Source organism: Brevibacterium paucivorans, assembly GCF_016907735.1.
Classification (GTDB): Bacteria; Actinomycetota; Actinomycetes; order Actinomycetales; family Brevibacteriaceae; genus Brevibacterium; species Brevibacterium paucivorans.
The window spans coordinates 2318081-2336072 of the sequence record NZ_JAFBCP010000001.1 but is presented as its reverse complement, the minus strand read 5'-3'; the positions used below and the strand labels follow the sequence as shown (position 1 = coordinate 2336072).

At 59.9% G+C, this 17992-nt stretch carries 19 protein-coding genes and 1 tRNA gene; 3 read left to right on the top strand and 17 right to left on the bottom strand.

Features of this window, described 5'->3' with window-relative positions:
• The first annotated feature begins 192 nt into the window (after positions 1-192).
• Positions 193-1026: a class I SAM-dependent methyltransferase gene (locus tag JOE56_RS10785; protein WP_204515966.1), complete on the top strand. Its 834-nt coding sequence runs from the start codon at positions 193-195 to the stop codon at positions 1024-1026.
• On the opposite strand, the gene polA is transcribed toward JOE56_RS10785, so the two are convergent.
• Entirely contained in the window at positions 1023-3626 is a 2604-nt protein-coding gene (gene polA, locus JOE56_RS10780) for a DNA polymerase I (protein ID WP_204515965.1), read from the bottom strand. The two genes, JOE56_RS10785 and polA, sit on opposite strands and share 4 nt — an antisense overlap.
• Before the next feature lie 30 nt (positions 3627-3656).
• Between polA and JOE56_RS10775 the strand changes: the two genes are divergently transcribed.
• Positions 3657-4097, top strand: coding sequence for a PaaI family thioesterase (locus JOE56_RS10775; RefSeq protein ID WP_204515964.1), 441 nt, complete (start codon positions 3657-3659; stop codon positions 4095-4097).
• Between the two features lie 26 nt (positions 4098-4123).
• On the opposite strand, the gene JOE56_RS10770 is transcribed toward JOE56_RS10775, so the two are convergent.
• Positions 4124-4744, bottom strand: coding sequence for an ANTAR domain-containing response regulator (locus tag JOE56_RS10770; protein ID WP_102238053.1), 621 nt, complete (start codon positions 4742-4744; stop codon positions 4124-4126).
• 69 nt (positions 4745-4813) lie between these two features.
• Here JOE56_RS10770 and JOE56_RS10765 point away from each other — a divergent pair.
• Positions 4814-4895: transfer RNA gene (locus JOE56_RS10765), tRNA-Leu, on the top strand.
• A gap of 33 nt (positions 4896-4928) precedes the next feature.
• Here JOE56_RS10765 and pyk read toward each other — a convergent pair.
• The 15 genes from pyk to JOE56_RS10690 form a co-directional block, all read right to left on the bottom strand.
• Positions 4929-6455, bottom strand: a complete 1527-nt coding sequence (pyk, locus tag JOE56_RS10760; RefSeq protein WP_204515963.1) for a pyruvate kinase — start codon at positions 6453-6455, stop codon at positions 4929-4931.
• Positions 6456-6484: 29 nt separating this feature from the next.
• Positions 6485-7555: a prolipoprotein diacylglyceryl transferase gene (gene lgt / locus JOE56_RS10755; protein WP_204515962.1), complete on the bottom strand. Its 1071-nt coding sequence runs from the start codon at positions 7553-7555 to the stop codon at positions 6485-6487.
• Positions 7552-8346 (bottom strand): tryptophan synthase subunit alpha, encoded by a 795-nt coding sequence (trpA, locus tag JOE56_RS10750; RefSeq protein WP_204515961.1) that lies wholly within the window; start codon positions 8344-8346, stop codon positions 7552-7554. The genes lgt and trpA overlap by 4 nt, the downstream gene beginning before the upstream one ends.
• The gene (trpB, locus tag JOE56_RS10745) at positions 8343-9536 is read right to left on the bottom strand and encodes a tryptophan synthase subunit beta (RefSeq protein ID WP_204515960.1); all 1194 of its coding nucleotides are present in this window, start codon (positions 9534-9536) and stop codon (positions 8343-8345) included. Before trpB ends, trpA begins: the two co-directional genes overlap by 4 nt.
• A gap of 25 nt (positions 9537-9561) precedes the next feature.
• The gene (gene trpC / locus JOE56_RS10740; RefSeq protein WP_204515959.1) at positions 9562-10338 is read right to left on the bottom strand and encodes an indole-3-glycerol phosphate synthase TrpC; all 777 of its coding nucleotides are present in this window, start codon (positions 10336-10338) and stop codon (positions 9562-9564) included.
• Positions 10335-10613, bottom strand: coding sequence for an HGxxPAAW family protein (locus tag JOE56_RS10735; RefSeq protein WP_204515958.1), 279 nt, complete (start codon positions 10611-10613; stop codon positions 10335-10337). Before JOE56_RS10735 ends, trpC begins: the two co-directional genes overlap by 4 nt.
• 72 nt (positions 10614-10685) lie before the next feature.
• Positions 10686-11159, bottom strand: coding sequence for a Trp biosynthesis-associated membrane protein (locus JOE56_RS11695; RefSeq protein ID WP_204515957.1), 474 nt, complete (start codon positions 11157-11159; stop codon positions 10686-10688).
• A complete protein-coding gene (gene trpE / locus JOE56_RS10725; protein ID WP_204515956.1) occupies positions 11156-12679 on the bottom strand; it encodes an anthranilate synthase component I in 1524 nt (507 codons plus the stop codon). Before trpE ends, JOE56_RS11695 begins: the two co-directional genes overlap by 4 nt.
• Positions 12657-13004, bottom strand: a complete 348-nt coding sequence (hisI, locus tag JOE56_RS10720; RefSeq protein ID WP_204515955.1) for a phosphoribosyl-AMP cyclohydrolase — start codon at positions 13002-13004, stop codon at positions 12657-12659. The genes trpE and hisI overlap by 23 nt, the downstream gene beginning before the upstream one ends.
• Positions 13001-13762: an imidazole glycerol phosphate synthase subunit HisF gene (hisF, locus tag JOE56_RS10715; protein ID WP_204515954.1), complete on the bottom strand. Its 762-nt coding sequence runs from the start codon at positions 13760-13762 to the stop codon at positions 13001-13003. The genes hisI and hisF overlap by 4 nt, the downstream gene beginning before the upstream one ends.
• A complete protein-coding gene (locus JOE56_RS10710) occupies positions 13762-15264 on the bottom strand; it encodes a carboxyl transferase domain-containing protein (protein WP_204515953.1) in 1503 nt (500 codons plus the stop codon). The genes hisF and JOE56_RS10710 overlap by 1 nt, the downstream gene beginning before the upstream one ends.
• Positions 15261-16439: a CaiB/BaiF CoA transferase family protein gene (locus JOE56_RS10705; protein ID WP_204515952.1), complete on the bottom strand. Its 1179-nt coding sequence runs from the start codon at positions 16437-16439 to the stop codon at positions 15261-15263. The genes JOE56_RS10710 and JOE56_RS10705 overlap by 4 nt, the downstream gene beginning before the upstream one ends.
• Positions 16436-16843 carry a PH domain-containing protein gene (locus tag JOE56_RS10700; RefSeq protein ID WP_204515951.1) on the bottom strand — a complete coding sequence of 136 codons (408 nt, stop codon included), beginning with the start codon at positions 16841-16843 and terminating at the stop codon, positions 16436-16438. Before JOE56_RS10700 ends, JOE56_RS10705 begins: the two co-directional genes overlap by 4 nt.
• 19 nt (positions 16844-16862) lie before the next feature.
• A complete protein-coding gene (gene hisG / locus JOE56_RS10695; protein ID WP_102238067.1) occupies positions 16863-17717 on the bottom strand; it encodes an ATP phosphoribosyltransferase in 855 nt (284 codons plus the stop codon).
• Between the two features lie 11 nt (positions 17718-17728).
• Positions 17729-17992, bottom strand: a complete 264-nt coding sequence (locus tag JOE56_RS10690; protein ID WP_102238068.1) for a phosphoribosyl-ATP diphosphatase — start codon at positions 17990-17992, stop codon at positions 17729-17731.

The following is a 17992-nucleotide window of genomic DNA, read 5'->3' as shown; positions in this document are numbered from 1 at the left end:
CCAGTAATTCACGTTCATGGTCTGTCGTGAGTCACCAGGAATATGGTTGACAACATGGACAATGTATGACGTAAACAGCGCACATTGCACAGTTCGCGCATACGCTAAGAAAGTGTAACACTATCTTGCAGTTCTTGACAGCGACACTGCCTACCACCTCGGCAGTAGTCAGACGCCCATGAAAGGTGAAGCGTGGACGAGACCGAAAGCACAGCAGAGATCATTTCCGGGGGCTACATCCCCATTGACGAAGAAACCTCGGTGCGCGCGAACCGCACGTATTGGGATGGCTCGGCTTCGGAGTACCTCGCTGAACACGGTAGCTTCCTGGGCGCGTCCGACTTCATCTGGTGCCCAGAGGGCGTTCACGAGTCCGACGCCGGGCTTTTGGGCGACGTGTCCGGCAAGTACGTGCTGGAAGTTGGGTGCGGCGCCGGCCAGTGTTCGCGGTGGATCGCTAAGCAGGGCGGTTTTGCGACCGGCGTGGACTTGTCGTCCGGTATGCTCGAGCAGGCGTCGCGTCTCAGCCGTGAGCAACCTCTCACCGGCGGCGCCGTTGAGCCCACGTTCTTGCAGGCTGACGCGCGTAAGCTTCCGTTCCCGTCCGGCTCGTTTGATGTGGCGTTTTCGTCCTATGGGGCGTTGCCTTTTGTGAAGGACGCCGAGGTCGTTCTCAGTGAGGTTGCCCGTGTCTTGCGTCCGGGTGGAGCGTGGGTGTTTTCCGTCACCCACCCTCTGCGTTGGATGTTCCCTGACGTACCGTCGGAGGCCGGGCTGACCGTGGAGTACTCGTACTTCGATCGAACCCCGTATGTGGAGCTCGACAGTTCAGGCAACCCCATCTACGCGGAACACCACCGCACGATTGGCGACTGGGTGAACCTCATTGTGGATGCAGGTTTTGAACTGCGTGGCATCACCGAACCCGAATGGCCCAAGGACAACCACACCGCGTGGGGTGGCTGGTCACCCCTGCGCGGTGAGCTCATGCCGGGCACCGCGATTTTCTCGACTGTGTTGCCTTAGTGCGCGGCGTCCTGCCAGTTGGGCCCAACGCCCACGTTCACATCGAGTGGCACGCTGAGCTGGGCCGCCTGGCTCATGTTCTCGCGTACGAGTTTTTCAACCTGGGTCGCTTCACCAGCCCAGATCTCCAGGATGATTTCGTCGTGGACCTGCAAGAGCATGCGGGACTTCAGTCCGGCCTCCTGCAAGGCGTCATCGACCCGCTTCATGGCTATTTTCATAATGTCGGCGGCACTGCCCTGGATGGGCGCGTTGAGTGCTGCGCGTTCCGCCATTTCCCTAAGCTGGCGACGGTCTGATCGCAACTGTGGCAGGTACCGGCGACGACCGTACATGGTTTCGGTGTACCCACGTCCGCGTGCTTCTTCGACCACCTGGTCCAGATATTCCTTCACGGCCCCAAAGCGCGCGAAGTAGTCATCCATGAGTGCGCTGGCTTCGCCCGTTGGAATGCCTAGCTGGCGCGACAGCCCGTACGCGCTCAAACCGTAGACGAGTCCGTAGGACATGGCCTTGACCTTGGAGCGCTGCTGGTCAGTGACGTCTTCAATGGGCACGTCAAACACTTGCCCAGCCACGTACCGGTGCAAGTCTTCGCCGTCCTTGAACGCTTGAATGAGAGCTTCGTCACCTGACAAGTGGGCCATGATGCGCATTTCGATCTGCGAATAGTCCACGCTCATGAGGCTTTCGTACCCGTCGTCTTGGGCTGCTTGGAACACGGAACGGATACGTCGCCCGGCCTCGGTGCGGACCGGAATGTTCTGCAGGTTGGGGTCTTTTGAGCTCAGTCGTCCGGTCGCCGCCACCGTCTGCAGATACGTGGTGTGGATGCGTCCGTCGTCGGCCACAACCTTTTGCAGTCCCACCACAGTTTGTTTGAGTTTGGTGCGGTCGCGGTGGGCCAGGAGGTGCTCGAGGAACGGGTGCTGCGTCTTGACGAGCAGGTCCGCAAGCGAGTCGGCATCCGTGGTGTAACCGGTCTTGGTGCGTTTGGTCTTGGGCATATTGAGTTCGTCGAACAGCACGGTCTGCAACTGCTTGGGCGAATTTAGGTTCACTTCGTGCCCAATCGACGCATACGCCTCCGACGCACTCTGCTGAGCCGCTGCCTCAAACTCTGTGATGAGCTCGTTTAACACCGGCTGGTCAATGCCGATGCCCGCAATCTCCATGCGCGCCAGGATTTCCTGTGTGGGCATCTCGATGTCGTCGAAAACATCCTGCAGGTGATTGCGTTCCAGGTCCTGACGCAAACGCGGGTACAGCGCCACCGTGACCCACGCGCGGTGTCCCAACTGTTCTCCCACATCGGTGAGCAGGTCGCGGTCTTCGTCCATAACCACGCCGAGGTCGCTGGCCATGTCCGCGAGGCTGTAACCGCGTGCGTCGGGTGCGAGTAGGTAGGCGGCAAGTTCGGTGTCCATGATGGGCCGAGGTTGTGTGAACCCCCGTTCGACCCACGCGTGTACCTGCGGCTTGACGTCGTGTGCGACTACCCGCTTTGTCGAAAGGAAGGTGTCGAGGGCGCTGAACGCTTTCTCGTCGAGATCGGTGAAGTCGACCCAGATTGCGGAGTCGTTGCTGGCAAGTCCCAGCGTGTCATCTTCGAGTGCGAAGCCCACGGGCTCTTCCGACGCGTCCAACCACGCCGGAAGGTCCGCGCCCGAGGTGGCGACGACCTCGGGCAGTTCAACCTGCGGGACCTGCTCAACGTCAGCGAAAAACAGGGCGTTCACCCGCTCAGCCAGCTGGCGGAACTCCAACTGGTCGAACAGCGCGGTGACCTGGTCGTGGTGCGCGCCCTCCCCCACCTGGGTGTCCAGTGGGTCGATGTCGAGGTCGAGGTCTTCGACGAGCTTGTTGAGACGGTAGTTTCGTTTGACGTCATCGAGGTGGTCGCGCAGGCTTTGGCCCACTTTCCCGCCAATGTCCTCAGCGTTGTCGATGATCGCGTCGAGGTCGCCGTACTTCGCTAGCCACTTGGCTGCCGTTTTTTCACCTACCCCGGGCACGCCGGGGAGGTTGTCGGCCTTTTCTCCCACCAGGGCCGCCAAGCCACGGTAGTTCGCAGGCGTCACACCGTATTTGTCTTCAACTGCCTGAGGTGTGAACCGGTTGAGCTCCGACACGCCACGCTTGGGGTACAGAATAGTCACAGTATCTGAGGCCAACTGGAACGAGTCCTTGTCGCCGGACGCGATTTGGGTGGTGACTCCTCGGTCTGTTGCCTGCCGGGCAAGCGTTGCCAGGATGTCGTCTGCTTCGAAGCCTTCCCGTGTGAGGACTGGGATGTTGAGCGCGCGCAACATGTCCTGAATGAGGTCCACCTGACCGGGGAAGTCTTCCGGTGTGCGGGCCCGCCCGGCCTTGTATTCGGGGTATTCGTCGAGCCGAAACGTTTGCCGCCCGAGGTCGAAAGCAACCGCTACGTGGTCAGGCTTCTCATTTTCGAGCACGGTGAGCAACATAGAAAGGAATCCGTACACTGCGTTTGTGGTTTGCCCGGTCGAGGTGGAAAAGTTCTCGGGAGGCAACGCAAAATAAGCACGGTAAGCGAAAGAATGTCCGTCAATCAGAAGTAGAGAGCTCACACTCACACGATAGCTCACAGGCCCAAAGGAGTAGCCATGCCAATGCTCACACCAGACATGACCCCCGAAGAGTTCGACGCCGTGTTGAAAAAGGTCGGCCATATTGGCGACGACACAATCATGAAGCGCACAGGCATGCAGTTGACGCGGATTGGGTACGACTTTGCTGAAGGAACCATGCCCGTGGCTGGAAACTTGCAACCCATGGGCCTGTTCCACGGGGGCGGACACGTGGTGTTGGCCGAATCACTGGCGTCGATGCATGCGTTTGCCCGCAACGACGGGCGCCCCGTGGTGGGTGTTGACCTCAACGCGACACACGTACGTGCCGCGCGAGAAGGGACAGTGCATGGACGCGCAGAGACTATTCACGCGGGTCGCACGATCATCAACCACGAAGTGCGCATGACCGACGACGACGGGAACCTCTTGTCGATCGTGCGGATCACGAACTTCCTGCGACGTGAGTCCAAATAGTTCTTGTGGAACTAGTTCTTTTCGAATTAGTTTTTTTCGATCTGGTTGAGAACCGTTTCGGCAACTTCACGCATGGTGAGGCGACGGTCCATCGAGGTCTTCTGGATCCACCGGAAGGCTTCGGGTTCCGTCAGCCCCATGTTTGAAATCAGCAGGCTCTTGGCGCGTTCCACCAGTTTGCGGGTTTCAAAACGGTCGGTGAGGTCGGAAATTTCGGCTTCGAGAGCCGTGATTTCTGCGTGACGTGACAGGGCGATTTCCAGGGCTGGAACCAGGTCTGCCGAGGTGAACGGTTTGACAACGTATGCCATTGCGCCGGCGTCGCGCGCCCGGTCCACGAGTTCCTTCTGTGAAAATGCAGTGAGCAGGACAACGGGAGCGATCCGGGCCTTTGCGATGTGTTCTGCAGCCGTGATGCCGTCCATCTTGGGCATTTTGATGTCCATGACCACGAGGTCTGGGCGCAGTTCATCGGCGAGGTGGATTGCGGATTCGCCGTCGGCAGCCTCGCCGACGACGTCATAACCAACCTCACGGAGCATCTCCACAATGTCGAGACGAATGACCGATTCGTCTTCTGCTACGACTACTCGTCGGACTGGATGCGATTCTGCTGACGCGTTTTCTGAGTTAGACACGCTACTCATCCTAGTTCACATTGGTAAGGACCGTAAAACATCTGGTACTGTTACTTAGGTTCTCATCGCGAGAGCCATGCCGGATTGGCGGAATTGGTAGACGCGACGCACTCAAAATGCGTTGTCGAAAGACGTGTGGGTTCGAGTCCCACATCCGGTACTCGCCTGGGCTAATGCCCAGGCTTTCCCTTCATCAGTCCTCACGGATCACGTGTTGCGAACCCGTGGGCGGTTCTGGAATCTCCCCGTAACCACCGGATTGGTTACGATCCTGATCTTCGCGATACACCGGAGCCACACCTTTAATGGTGTCCCCAACCGCGTGAACGCGCAGAGCGTTCGTAGATCCAGCAATTCCTGGAGGCGAACCCGCAACGATGACACACAGCTGTCCGTCCTCAGCCAGACCAGAACTCAACAAGATCTCATCGACCTGACGCGCCATTTCATCCGTATGGCGCATGGGGTTGACCAAGAACGTGCGCACACCCCATGACAGAGCCAGCTGGTGGCGGACGCGAACATCGGGGGTAAAAGCCAGGATGGGCTTGTCTGCGCGAATACGCGACATGCGACGCACCGAGTCACCCGACTGCGTGAACGTACACAACAGGTCGATCTTGAGCTGACGTGCAATCTGAACAGCCGCTGCCGTAATTGCGCCACCGCGGGTGTGCGGTTCGGTTCCCAAGGGCGGAACGCGTTCCAGGCCATGCGCTTCAGTCGACTCAATGATCGAAGCCATGGTGCGCACGGCTTCTTTCCAATACGTTCCCACTGCGGTTTCACCACTGAGCATGAGGGCATCGGCCCCGTCCAGCACGGCGTTCGCGCAGTCGGACACCTCGGCGCGCGTCGGACGCGACTCATCGATCATCGACTCCAGCATCTGCGTGGCAACAATGACCGGCTTAGCTTGACGACGGCACAACTCGATGGCCCGCTTCTGCACAATGGGCACCTGCTCGAGGGGCAGTTCGACTCCCAGGTCACCTCGGGCGACCATAATGCCGTCAAAGGCACCCACGACATCCCGCAAACTTTCCACGGCCTGTGGCTTTTCGAGTTTTGCGATCACCGGGATCCAGATTTCTTCTTCCGCCATGATCTGGCGAACGTGGGCCGCGTCTTGTGCGTCGCGCACGAACGACAAAGCCACCCAGTCCGCACCCATGTGCAAACCGAACCGCAAGTCCTCAACGTCTTTTTCCGACAGGGCGGGCACGGACACGGGAACGCCCGGAAGGTTGATCCCCTTGTGGTTCGACACGTTGCCGGGAACCTCAACTTCGGTGACGACCTCGGTATCCGTCACCTCGACGGCGCGCAACCGCACGCGACCGTCGTCAATGAGCAACGGGTCCCCCACCTCGACATCCGTGGGGAGCTTCTTGTACGTGGTGCCGGAAAGTTCGCGGGTGCCAACGACATCGCGTGTTGTGATGGTGAACCGGTCGCCGCGTTCCAGTGCAATGGGCTCAGGTGTCTCAAACTCACCGAGGCGGATCTTAGGGCCTTGCAAGTCGATCAGAATTGCAATTGCGCGCCCAGTTTCTAGTGCCGCCCGACGGGCCCACTCATAGCGACGCTGGTGGTCTTCGTGGGTGCCGTGACTGAAGTTGAAACGAAGGACATCGGTGCCTTCGTCGATGAGTGTACGGATTGCTTCGTATGAATCTTGCTTGGGACCTAGTGTTGCGACAATTTTCGCGTGCCTCATACTGCCACTCTAACCCGAATAACCCGAACTCAGCGCGTCTGGTCTCCCCGTTTATCTGGAACCTGCGGAACGATCGAAATCGTAGACGTGACAGCCCCGTAAAAGCCGAATGATTTATCGCTTACAGGCTCCGCTTCTTCGACGATTGGTAGCGACATGGTCTGAGGGCCAAAGCCCACTTCGCGAACGCCGGGAGCTGTGGCTCCGCGAGTGTAGGGCGGGAAGTCGTCCGGGTTGTCGTGCGATTTCGCGGCGACGTCGTATGCGACCCGCTCACGTGAGTGGGCAACGTCTGTGCCCGCACCGTAGCGGCTCCGGGACACGATGAACAGCACCGCGCCAAGAACGAACACCAGGATGGATGTCCACACGTTGAGTCGCAAGCCCAGGATGTGTTCTGCCGTGTCGATGCGCAGTGCTTCGATCCACACGCGACCCAGCGTGTAGTAGCAGATGTAGGCGTAGAACACTTGCCCGTGCTTGAGCTGGAACTTTGTGCCTGCCCAGATGAGGAGCACCGCGCCAATAACGTTCCACACGCTTTCATACAGGAACGTGGGGTGGAACAGCGTGTCTGCAGGGAGTGAGGGGTCGGGCCAGTTGGGGCTGGCCGGGTCGATCTGCAGTCCCCATGGAAGAGTCGTGGGCGCTCCGAACAGTTCTTGATTGAACCAGTTTCCCCAGCGGCCAATCGCCTGGGCGAGGATCAGCCCCGGGGCGGCCGCGTCAATGAAGGACAAGAACCGAATCCCATAGTGCCGGGCCACCAGATACGCGACCAAAACACCCAGCGCAACGGCACCCCAGATGCCTAAGCCACCGTTCCAAATGTAGAGCGCGGCTACAGGGTCACCACCGGGGCCAAAGTACGGCGCCGGGGTAGAAAAGATGTGGTACAAGCGCCCACCGATGATTCCCGCTGGCACCGTCCACACGGCGATGTTCCACAGGTCGTCGGACGTTCCGCCACGGGCGATCCACCGCTTGTTGGTGAGCCACAGAGCAACCGCAATTCCCGTCAGAATACACAGCGCGTACGCGTGGATCGTCAGAGGTCCAAGCGAAAACCCACTCCATGTGGGTGACGGGATTCCGTTCATGCGGTAGGTTCCTTCAGTGTTCCGGTATGCAGTGACGCGGCGAGTTCACCCACGGCTTCCGGCCCTCCGGAGGTGAGTGCTTTTACCAGCGCCGAGCCCACAATAACGCCATCAGCGTATTCGGCAAGTTCGGCGACCTGCTGGGCGTTGTTCACACCCAGGCCCACGCACACGTGCTGGGCCCCGGCTGACTTGAGTCGTTCAACCAGGTTACGGGCGTGCGAATCAACCGAGTCACGCGTGCCAGTGACACCCATGGTCGACGCCGCGTACACGAACCCGCTTGAACTATTCACAATCGTGGCAATGCGTTCAGGCGTGGACGACGGCGCAGCTAAGAAGATCCGGCCGAGGTCGTAGCGGCTAGCCACGTCGATCCAGTCGTGTGCTTCGTCCGGAATCAAGTCCGGGGTGATGATCCCCGCGCCTCCGGACTCGTGCAGGCGTTTGGCGAATGCTTCGACTCCGTACTGATAGACGATGTTCCAGTACGTCATGACCACGGGCAGTGCCCCGGCCTCAGCAACTGCTGAAACCGCGCGGAACAAGTCTTCTGTGCGGACCCCATTTTCGAGCGCGGTTTCAGCCGCATGCTGGATCACCGGACCATCCATGCCGGGATCAGAGTACGGCATGCCCACCTCAACGATGTCGCACCCGTTTTTGGCCAGTGCCACCATCGCCTCAATCGACTCATCGACCGTTGGGTAGCCCACGGGCAAGTAACCGATCAGAGCGGCACTACGACCCTGGTTGGCAACTGTACCCAGTAGTTCACTCACGGCGGTCATGCTTGCGTCGCCCCTTCGTCAATGTAGTTGAACCACTTCGCTGCAGTGGTCATGTCTTTATCGCCACGGCCAGACAGATTCACCAGAATCGTGGCATCTGGACCCAGTCGCTTCCCCACACGCATGGCGCCTGCAAGCCCATGTGAGCTCTCAATAGCTGGGATGATTCCTTCGGTTCGCGACAAAAGCTTAAACGCTTCCATGGCTTCGTCGTCGACAACGGGTTCGTAAATCGCACGACCAGAGTCGAACAGGTGCGCGTGTTCCGGCCCCACGGACGGGTAGTCCAGACCGGCTGACACGGAGTGCGACGGGAGCGTCTGGCCGTCCTCGTCTTGCAAAATGTAGGTCTTTGAACCGTGGAGCACACCTGGCCTACCACCGGAGAAACGTGCAGCGTGGCGACCCGTGTCGATACCGTCTCCCCCAGCTTCGAACCCGTACAGCTGAACGTCGGAGTCATCTAAGAACGCTGCGAAGATCCCCATCGCGTTCGATCCGCCACCCACACACGCGCACACGGCATCCGGCAACTGGCCCGTCGCTTCCAGAATCTGCGCGCGGGCCTCATCACCAATGATCCGCTGAAAACTGCGCACCATGGCCGGGAACGGGTGTGGCCCAGCGACGGTCCCAATCAAATAATGCGTATCCGCAACGTTGGCAACCCAGTCGCGCAATGCCTCGTTCATGGCGTCCTTCAAGGTGGCGGTGCCGTTCTTCACGGCAACGACCTCGGCGCCCAAAAGGCGCATACGCGCCACGTTCAACGCCTGCCGCTGGGTGTCCTCATATCCCATGTACACCGTGCATTCCAGGCCAAAGAGCGCAGCCGCGGTAGCCGTCGCAACACCGTGCTGACCAGCCCCAGTTTCAGCGATCACACGCTTTTTACCCATGCGCTTGGTGAGCAGGGCCTGACCAATGACGTTGTTGATCTTGTGGCTTCCCGTGTGGTTGAGGTCCTCGCGCTTGAGGAACACGCGCGCTCCCCCGCAGTGAGCGCTAAACCGGGTCGCTTCGGTCAACAAACTGGGACGACCCACGTACTCAGCCTGAAGGCGGGCCAGTTCGTCTTTAAACTCGGGGTCGACCATCGCTTTTTGCCAGGTTTCGTCGATTTCGTCCAACGCAGGCACGAGCGCTTCGGAAATAAAACGCCCACCGAAATCACCAAAATACGGTCCCATATGTACCTTCCTGACAGGCGCGGACTTACTGACGTCCAGCGCGTGTAAATTCTTCAACCGACGCCCTGGGGTCGCCCGCTTTCACGAGCGCTTCACCACAGAGCACCACATGAGCACCGGCAACTGCGTATGTGCGGATATCCTCGACGGATTCCACACCGGACTCCGCAACCAGAGTTGCTCCCTGCGGTGCGTCCGACATGATAGGAGCCACGCGCGCAGTATCGACGCTGAGGTCCTTGAGGTTGCGCGCGTTGACACCAATGAGCCCCGCGTCCAGCGCCCGCACCCGTTCCATCTCTTCTGGCGTGTGGGTTTCAACCAGGGCTGTCATCCCGAGGTCGTTGCTGAGTGCGTAGAAATCTTTCAGTTGCGTATCGTCCAGGGCAGATGCCATGAGGAGGACGAGGTCAGCACCGTGAGCACGCGCTTCATAGATCTGGTATTCCGTGACGGTGAAGTCCTTGCGCAGGATGGGAATGTTCACGGCTGCGCGCACAGCGTCGAGGTCGTCCAGACTTCCGTTGAAGCGTCGCTGTTCGGTGAGCACGCTGATCGCTAGCGCTCCCCCGGCCGCGTACTGGGCGGCCAGTTCAGCGGGGTTGCTGATGTCCGCCAAGTGCCCTTTTGAGGGTGAGGAGCGTTTGACTTCGCAGATCAACCCGAATTCTTCAACGGGGAGAAAAGGGAGTGCCGGGCTTGCGTCATCTGCGCGCTTCTTGCACTCCGAAAGAGAAATCCGAGCCTCACGTTCTGCAAGGTCGGCTCGGACTCCATCAATAATGCTGTTAAGTACGCTCACTTGGCTAGCGTGTTGTGGTGCTTCTTAGGTCCCAAACCTGCCTTGTGGAGGATGGGGGCCAGAAGAATTGCCAAAACAACCAGACCTACGCCAACCCACACCAGCATGAAGGGGCCAAACACGAAACCAATGGTTCCGGAAATCGCTGCAAGCATCACCATGACTGCTGGCACCCAGCCTGCAACCGAGTGTCCGTGGCCGGGGTCTTGAATCGCTTCGTAGTCAATTGTTGACTTGTCGAGGTCAAAGGCCCCGTTGCGGTACTGAGATTTCATTCTTCTCCTTATGCTGGTCTCGCGGTCATTGTCTCATGGAGTTCTCAGGTTTAGAAAACCGACCCGCCTGCATCACGTGGGGTCTTCTCCTCTGGTGAGCGCGTCCCAGTCGGAAACAGAGTCGGGCTCGTCGGTAGACGTGTGCGCGTCACGGTCGTACTTGTTGCGCGTGGTCCAGTCTCCTGAAGCGCGTGCGATAAACAGGCTCAGTCCAGCCCCCAGAACACCCACGGCAAGGCCTGCCCACCGCAGAATGCCTGCATCGGTTTGAGCAACCGCAACAACAGCAAACACCATGGAGCTCAACGCGTACATCACAGCGACGACCCACCGGCCAAACCGCCCCACCATCGCGAGTAGAACAGCCAAAACAGCAGCCACCGCTGCCAAAGCAATGCCCACACGGTTCGTCACCGCCTCACTGCCCACATCCTGGACGCCCTCGGGTGTCTGATTCACGACCTCGGCGCCCCAATTCTGGGAACCCAGCACCCACATCACCCCGGCACACACAAGCAGGGCCACCACGGCGGTTGAGCGTTTCACTCGTCCTCCCCGCGTGTCCCCACAGAACCGAGGGTGTTCGCGGCCGCGCCGGCGTTGAGCACGGAGGCGGCCTTGTTTTTCGATTCCGTGAGTTCTGATTCTGGATCGGAGTCGGCCACGATTCCGGCGCCGGCGTACACCGTGAGTGTGCCTGCGCGCATGACACCGGTGCGGATCGCGATCGCCAAGTCCAGGTCACCCGCGAAACTCATGTACCCCACGACCCCGCCATACACGTTGCGGGAGACGGTTTCGAGTTCGTCAATGATCCGAAGGGCCGACGGCTTGGGAGCCCCTGACAGCGTGCCGGCGGGAAACGTGGCCTTGACGACGTCCACGCCCGTCACACCGTCGCGCAACTGACCCGTGACCGTGGATCCGATGTGCATGATGGTGCTGTACCGTTCAATCTCCATGTATTCGACCACGTCAACGGTCCCGGGAACACACACTTTGGCCAGGTCGTTGCGCGCAAGGTCCACCAACATGAGGTGTTCAGCGCGTTCCTTCTCATCAGCCAAGAGCTCGCGAGCCAGCGCGGCGTCCTGCGCATCCGTAGTGCCACGTGGGCGCGACCCCGCAATGGGGTGGGTAACAACTTCAGAGTCTTTCACGGTCACCAACGCTTCCGGGGACGAGCCGATGACAGTGAAGTCGTCGCCGTCGACTCCCGGCATGTTCATGATGTACATGAACTGGCTGGGGTTGGTGTTGCGCAACATGCGGTACACGTCAAGTGGTGTGGCGTCCACGTCCATGTCGAATCGCTGCCCCAGCACCACTTGGAAAATATCGCCGTCGACAATCCGCTTCTTCGCTTCGTCGATCGCTGCCAAGTAATCCGCGGGTTCCGTCCTGTACGAGACCTCTGGGGTGGGTCGCGTGTAGACGCTCAAGGACGGGTCACTGGACGTGTTGATATCGGCCAGCAGACGTTCAACCCGCTCAACCCCACGTTGATAGGCCGCTTCGATTCCGGACTCTTCACCGTTGACGTTGACTACGTTGGCCACCAACGTGAGCTCGTTGGTGTAGTGGTCTACGATCACCACGTCGCCGGGAATCGACATGGACAGTTCTGGAAGCGCGTCCTCGCGCAACGGGCTGGGCCCCAGGTTTTCAATGCGCCGGATAATGTCCCAACCCAAGTACCCCACTAAGGACGAAATCATGGGCGGCAAAGATGGGTGCGGAGCCGCCTGCAGAAGCTCGAGCACATCTTCCACTACTGACAACGGGTCACCCTGCGTAGGCGCACCTTCGGGAACCTCGCCCAACCACACGACCTCACCGTTGGCGTCAGCAGTGATGGTGGCCAGAGGGTTACGCCCCACAAAGGAGTACCGTGACCACGTCCCGTTTGAAGCGGACTCAAGCAGGAACTCGCCGGGGTTGCCTCGTGTGATCTTGCGGTACACCGACAGTGGCGTTTCGTTGTCAGCCAACACGGTGGCGTACACCGGGACGATTCTGTGTTTATCGCCTAAGCGCGTGAACTCACTCAGTGACGTCATCTGCATTGAGCCTTCTTCCTGTGAAGCACGTGGGTGTGAGCGTGTGGCATGCGGCCCCGGTCTGTTCAACTTCGAGAAGAACGGTATCAGCGTCACAATCCACGTGCACGCTCACTACCTTCTGCGTGTGCCCGGAGGTTTCACCTTTCACCCAGAGCTGTTGTCGTGACCGTGACCAGTACGTGGCCTTGCCCGTTGTCAGAGTCAGACGCAGGGCCTCTTCGTTCATCCAGGCGAGCATGAGCACGTCCTTTGTGTGCGTGTCTTGCACGACTGCAGGCACCAGCCCGTTAGGGCCGTAGGACACGTCCGTTACTGCAATTTCACTCATCGAACGTCGATTCCTTCGCGTTTCAGTTCCGCTTTCACGTCCCCGATCGTGAAGTCCCCAAAGTGGAATACGCTGGCTGCGAGCACGGCGTCGGCTCCTGCGCGAATCGCCGGCGCAAAGTGTTCGACCGCGCCGGCCCCACCGGAGGCGATGAGTGGCAGGTCCACGACCTGGCGTGCCTGTTCGATCATCTCGAGGTCGAATCCCTTTTTGGTGCCGTCTGCATCCATGCTGTTGAGCAAGATTTCGCCGGCTCCCAGATCCTGGGCTCGCGCCAACCACTCCAGCGCGTCGATCCCCGTTCCCGTGCGCCCGCCGTGCGTGGTGACTTCCATGCCCGAGGTGGTCGCGGGTGATCTGCGAACGTCGGCTGACAACACCAACACTTGGTTGCCAAAGCGCCTGGCGATCTCCGAGATGAGTTCGGGACGTGCGATAGCAGCCGTGTTCACCCCCACTTTGTCCGCACCTTCGCGCAACATGCGGTCGACGTCGTCACACGACCGGATGCCACCTCCCACGGCGAACGGGATGAAGATTTCTTGGGCCACCTGGTTGACCATGTCATAGGTGGGTGCGCGGCCGGAGCTGGACGCTGTGACGTCGAGGAACACCAGTTCGTCGGCGCCTTCAGCCGCGTAGGCGCGGGCACATTCGATGGGGTCTCCGGCGTCGCGGAGGTCCATGAAGTTCACGCCCTTGACCACTCGACCGTCTTTGACGTCGAGGCACGGAATGACACGAGCTGCGAGCGACATTACAGCCCCAGTGCCCGGTACCGGTCCAGACGCTGGCCGTAGCGTCGGTGGATGGGTTTGCGCATGAGGTCGATGATTTCGTACTCGAGAGCTGATGCCACCCGCTTGACGAACTCTTGCGGCTCATCGGTTGCGTCGGGCTTTTCCGCAATAATGCGGTCGGCAATTCCGTTGGCTTTCAAGTGTTCCGCCTGCACCTTTTGGTATTGCGCCATCTCGGCAGCGTGTTCGGTGTCCCGGTACACAATCGCCGAGGCCCCTTCCGGCGGAAGCGGCGACAGCCAGCCGTTCTGTGCGGTGAGAACCCTATCCGTGGGAATGAGTGCGAGTGCTCCGCCGCCGGATCCTTCACCCATGATGAGTGACACGGTGGGCGCTTTGAGCGTCACCAGGTCCGACAGCGATCGCGCGATTTCACCTGCGAGCCCACCTTCTTCGGCCGCCTTCGACAGCGCCGCACCGGGCGTGTCGATGACAGTGACAAGAGGAATGTGCAGTTCACCAGCCAGGGCCATTCCGCGGCGGGCCTGGCGAAGTGCCGCCGGGCCCATGGGTTCGTGGCTACGCTGACGGCGTCGGTCTTGTCCCAGAACGATCGCGGGCGCCGACCCAAAGCGAGCCAGAGCCAGGAGCAGACCTCGGTCACTTTCACCTTGGCCGGTTCCAGACAGTGGCACTACATCGCTGGCACCCCACCGCAGGAGTTCGCGCACACCGGGCCGGTCTGGGTTGCGCGACGCGGTGATGATGTCCCACGCGTGCGTGTCTTTGGGCTCAACTTCCGGGGCCGTGTGTGGGTCGGCTACAGGGCTGGGGACTTCGCGGGCACCCATGAGGATTCCCAGGACCTTGGAGACGGTCTCCGGAATCCGTTCGGGCCCAATGATTCCGTCGATAATTCCGTGGCGGTGCAGATTGTCTGAAGTCTGCACGCCTTCAGGGAATTTCTGGTTGTAGATCTGTTCGTACACGCGTGGTCCCAGGAAGCCCACGAGGGCTCCGGGTTCGGCCACGGTGAAGTGTCCCAGCGAACCCCAGGAGGCGAACACACCTCCGGTTGTGGGGTGGCGCAGGTACACCAGGAATGGCAGACCTGCTTTGCGGTGAGCGTGGACGGCCGCGGTGATCTTGACCATCGAAAGGAACGCAACTGTTCCTTCTTGCATGCGGGTTCCGCCCGAGGCCGGGCCCGCCAAAACCGGAAGCCCTTCGGCCGTTGCGCGCTCAATCGCTTGCACTAAACGTTCGGCTGCCGCCACACCGATCGAGCCGGCGAGGAACCGGAACTCACACGCGACCAGGGCCACGCGCCGGCCTTTCACCATGCCTTCGCCGGTGACAACGGCTTCGTCAACCCCGGACTTCTCGCGTGCCGCCTCAAGGTCAGCCGCGTAGTCCTCGGAAATCCCTCCCGCGGGGACAATCGGTTCTTCGTCCCAACTTTGAAACGTGCCTGGGTCTACAACGATGTCGAGGAGCTCGGAAACTGAGAGGCGTTTCATGCTTCCTCGATCCATGCGCGGATCTTCTCGTCATCCGCGTTGAGAAGAGGAGGAGCCTGATGTTCAAGGCGGGTGGTTTCGGTTTCGGCTCCCCCGTCCACGTCAAAGAACCGGATGGCTGGACCGGGCAGATCAATGTCGCCCAACACGGGGTGGTCAACGGAGATCTTCAGGTGCTGGGACAGAGCCTGCTCCCATTCATACACCTCGGGAAGGGTCCGTACCTTACCCGCAGGGATACCGGCCTCGGAGAGCTTCTCAAGCAACTCCTGAGCCGGGTACTGTCCAAACTTCTCTTCCACGGCCGCGGTCACAGCGGGACGGTTGGTCACACGTTCGGTGTTGGTCGCCATCCCTTCGGCGCCCGCGTCCAAACCAAAAGCGTCACAGAACTTCTGCCACAGGCGTTCATTACCCACCGAAATTTGTACCGCACCGTCCTTGCAGTTGAACATGCCGTACGGTGAGATCGATGGGTGGTGGTTGCCACCGGGCAGCGGGGTTTCGTGTGCCACGGTTGCGCGGGTTCCCTGGAAGGCGTGAACGCCCACCATGCCAGAAATGAGCGAGGTGCGCACCACCTTTCCCTGACCCGTGCGCTCGCGCTCCAGCAGGGCCGCCAAAACACCCAGGGTTCCGTGGATACCTGCCAGAAGGTCCGCAATGGGGACACCCACGCGCTGCATGTTGTCCTTATCGGGTCCGGTCAGGCTCATGAGCCCGGCTTCACCTTGCGCGATCTGGTCGTAGCCCGCACGCATCGCTTCGGGTCCGTCGTGGCCAAAGCCGGTGATTTGCAGAATCACCAGGCGCGGGTTGATTTCGTGCAGCTGTTCGGTCGAAAAGCCCAGACGCGCAAGAACGCCTACGCGGAAGTTTTCAATGAGAACATCGGCTTTGCGAATGAGCTTGGTGAGGACGTCTTTTCCGTCGTCGCTCTTGAGGTCCAGCGCGATGGATTCCTTGTTGCGGTTACACGACAAGAAATACGTGGCTTGCTGGTTGTCTTCCGGCCCCACGAAGGGTGGGCCCCATGAGCGCGTGTCGTCTCCGGCAGCCGGGTTTTCGACTTTGATGACCCGTGCTCCCAAGTCGCCGAACAATTGTCCCGCGTGCGGGCCAGCCAATGCGCGTGAGAGGTCTACAACAGTGTATCCGGTCAGTGGTCCTGTCATTGCTCGCCTTTCGTGTTGGTTTCGATGAGTGTACGTAATCGGTTGATCTCGCTCCGTGCCCGCCCAGCATCTGAGTGTTGGATGGCCATGACCGAGGTGGTTGTTCCGTCGTTGAGGTCCAAGACTGCCCAGGAGGAACTTAAGGGCAGGTGGGCGTCGATGATTTGGTTCCACTCGTAGAAGTGGGTGGAGAAGATGTTGCGGACGGTGAGGCCTGTGGGGCTGGGGCGCGCTTCAATTGCTCCCACACGCCACACAACGAATCCGAAGAGCAGTCCAAGCAGGTTCATCCACACGATGTCGTAGCCGTGCCAGGACTTCCATTCGATGACCGTTAAGGCAATCGAGAGTGCCAGATAGGCCAGCACCACAATAGGTGCGAGCGTGAAGCACAGCGCACGCACCTTGCGAGCTCTGAAGGGTTTAAATTCTGCAGGCGCCAATGTTGGTCACCAGAATCGCGCGGGCCCCAACGTCGTACAGCTTGTCCATGACTGCGTGGACGTCCTTGGTTTTAATCATGGAACGCACCGCGCACCATTCGGGGTCTTGCAGAGTTGAGACCGTGGGGCTTTCCAGCCCTGGAGTGAGTTCGGTTGCGCGTTCTAAGTCTTTGACCCGGATGTCGTAGTCCATCATGACGTAGGTGCGTGCAACGCTCACGGATTTGAGGCGACGCAGAAGAACGTGGGCGCGTTCGGGAAGGTCTTTGTCTTCCACTCCGTCGCGCGCGATGAGAACCCCTTGCGAATGCATGATGGGGTCCCCAAAGGTTTCCAGACCAGCTTGACGCAGGGTCGACCCGGTTTCGACGACATCGGCGATAGCGTCGGCGACACCCAGTTCAATCGACACTTCCACGGCACCGTCGAGCTTGACGGTTTGCGCGTTGACGCCGTGTTCGTCCAGGTGCCGTTTCACCAAGGTGGGGAAACTGGTGGCGATCCGTTTGCCTTCCAGGTCGTGCACACTGTTGAAGGTCCCGGGGAGGGATGCGTAGTGGAACCTGGAAGCGCCAAAGCCCAGTTCCATGATCTGGTGGGCATCCGCTGCCGATTCGGCCAACAGGTCACGCCCTGTGATGCCCAGGTCCAGGATCCCCGAACCTACATACACCGCGATGTCGCGCGGGCGCAGGTAGAAGAACTCCACGTCGTTTTCGCTGTCGCGGTGGACCAGCGTCTTGGTGTTGGATCGCAGATGGTAGCCAGCTTCTCGCAGCATGTGCGCGGACGCTTCTGACAACGCACCCTTGTTGGGTACGGCAATTCGCAACATGGGATCTCCTGCTAAAGCTGTTTGTACACGTCTTCTGGGCTGACACCTTTTGCGAGCATCATGACCTGGACGTGGTAAATGAGCTGGGCCGCTTCGGCGGTGAATTCTTCGACGGTTTCGTGTTCGGCAGCCATCCACACCTCGGCGGCTTCTTCCACGATCTTCTTCCCGATCGCATGGACTCCAGCGGCGTGTTCTTTCACGGTTGAGGAGTCCGGGTCCCCTGTTTCAACTTTGTGCTGAAGTTCTGCAAAAAGCTCGTCAAAAGTCTTCAC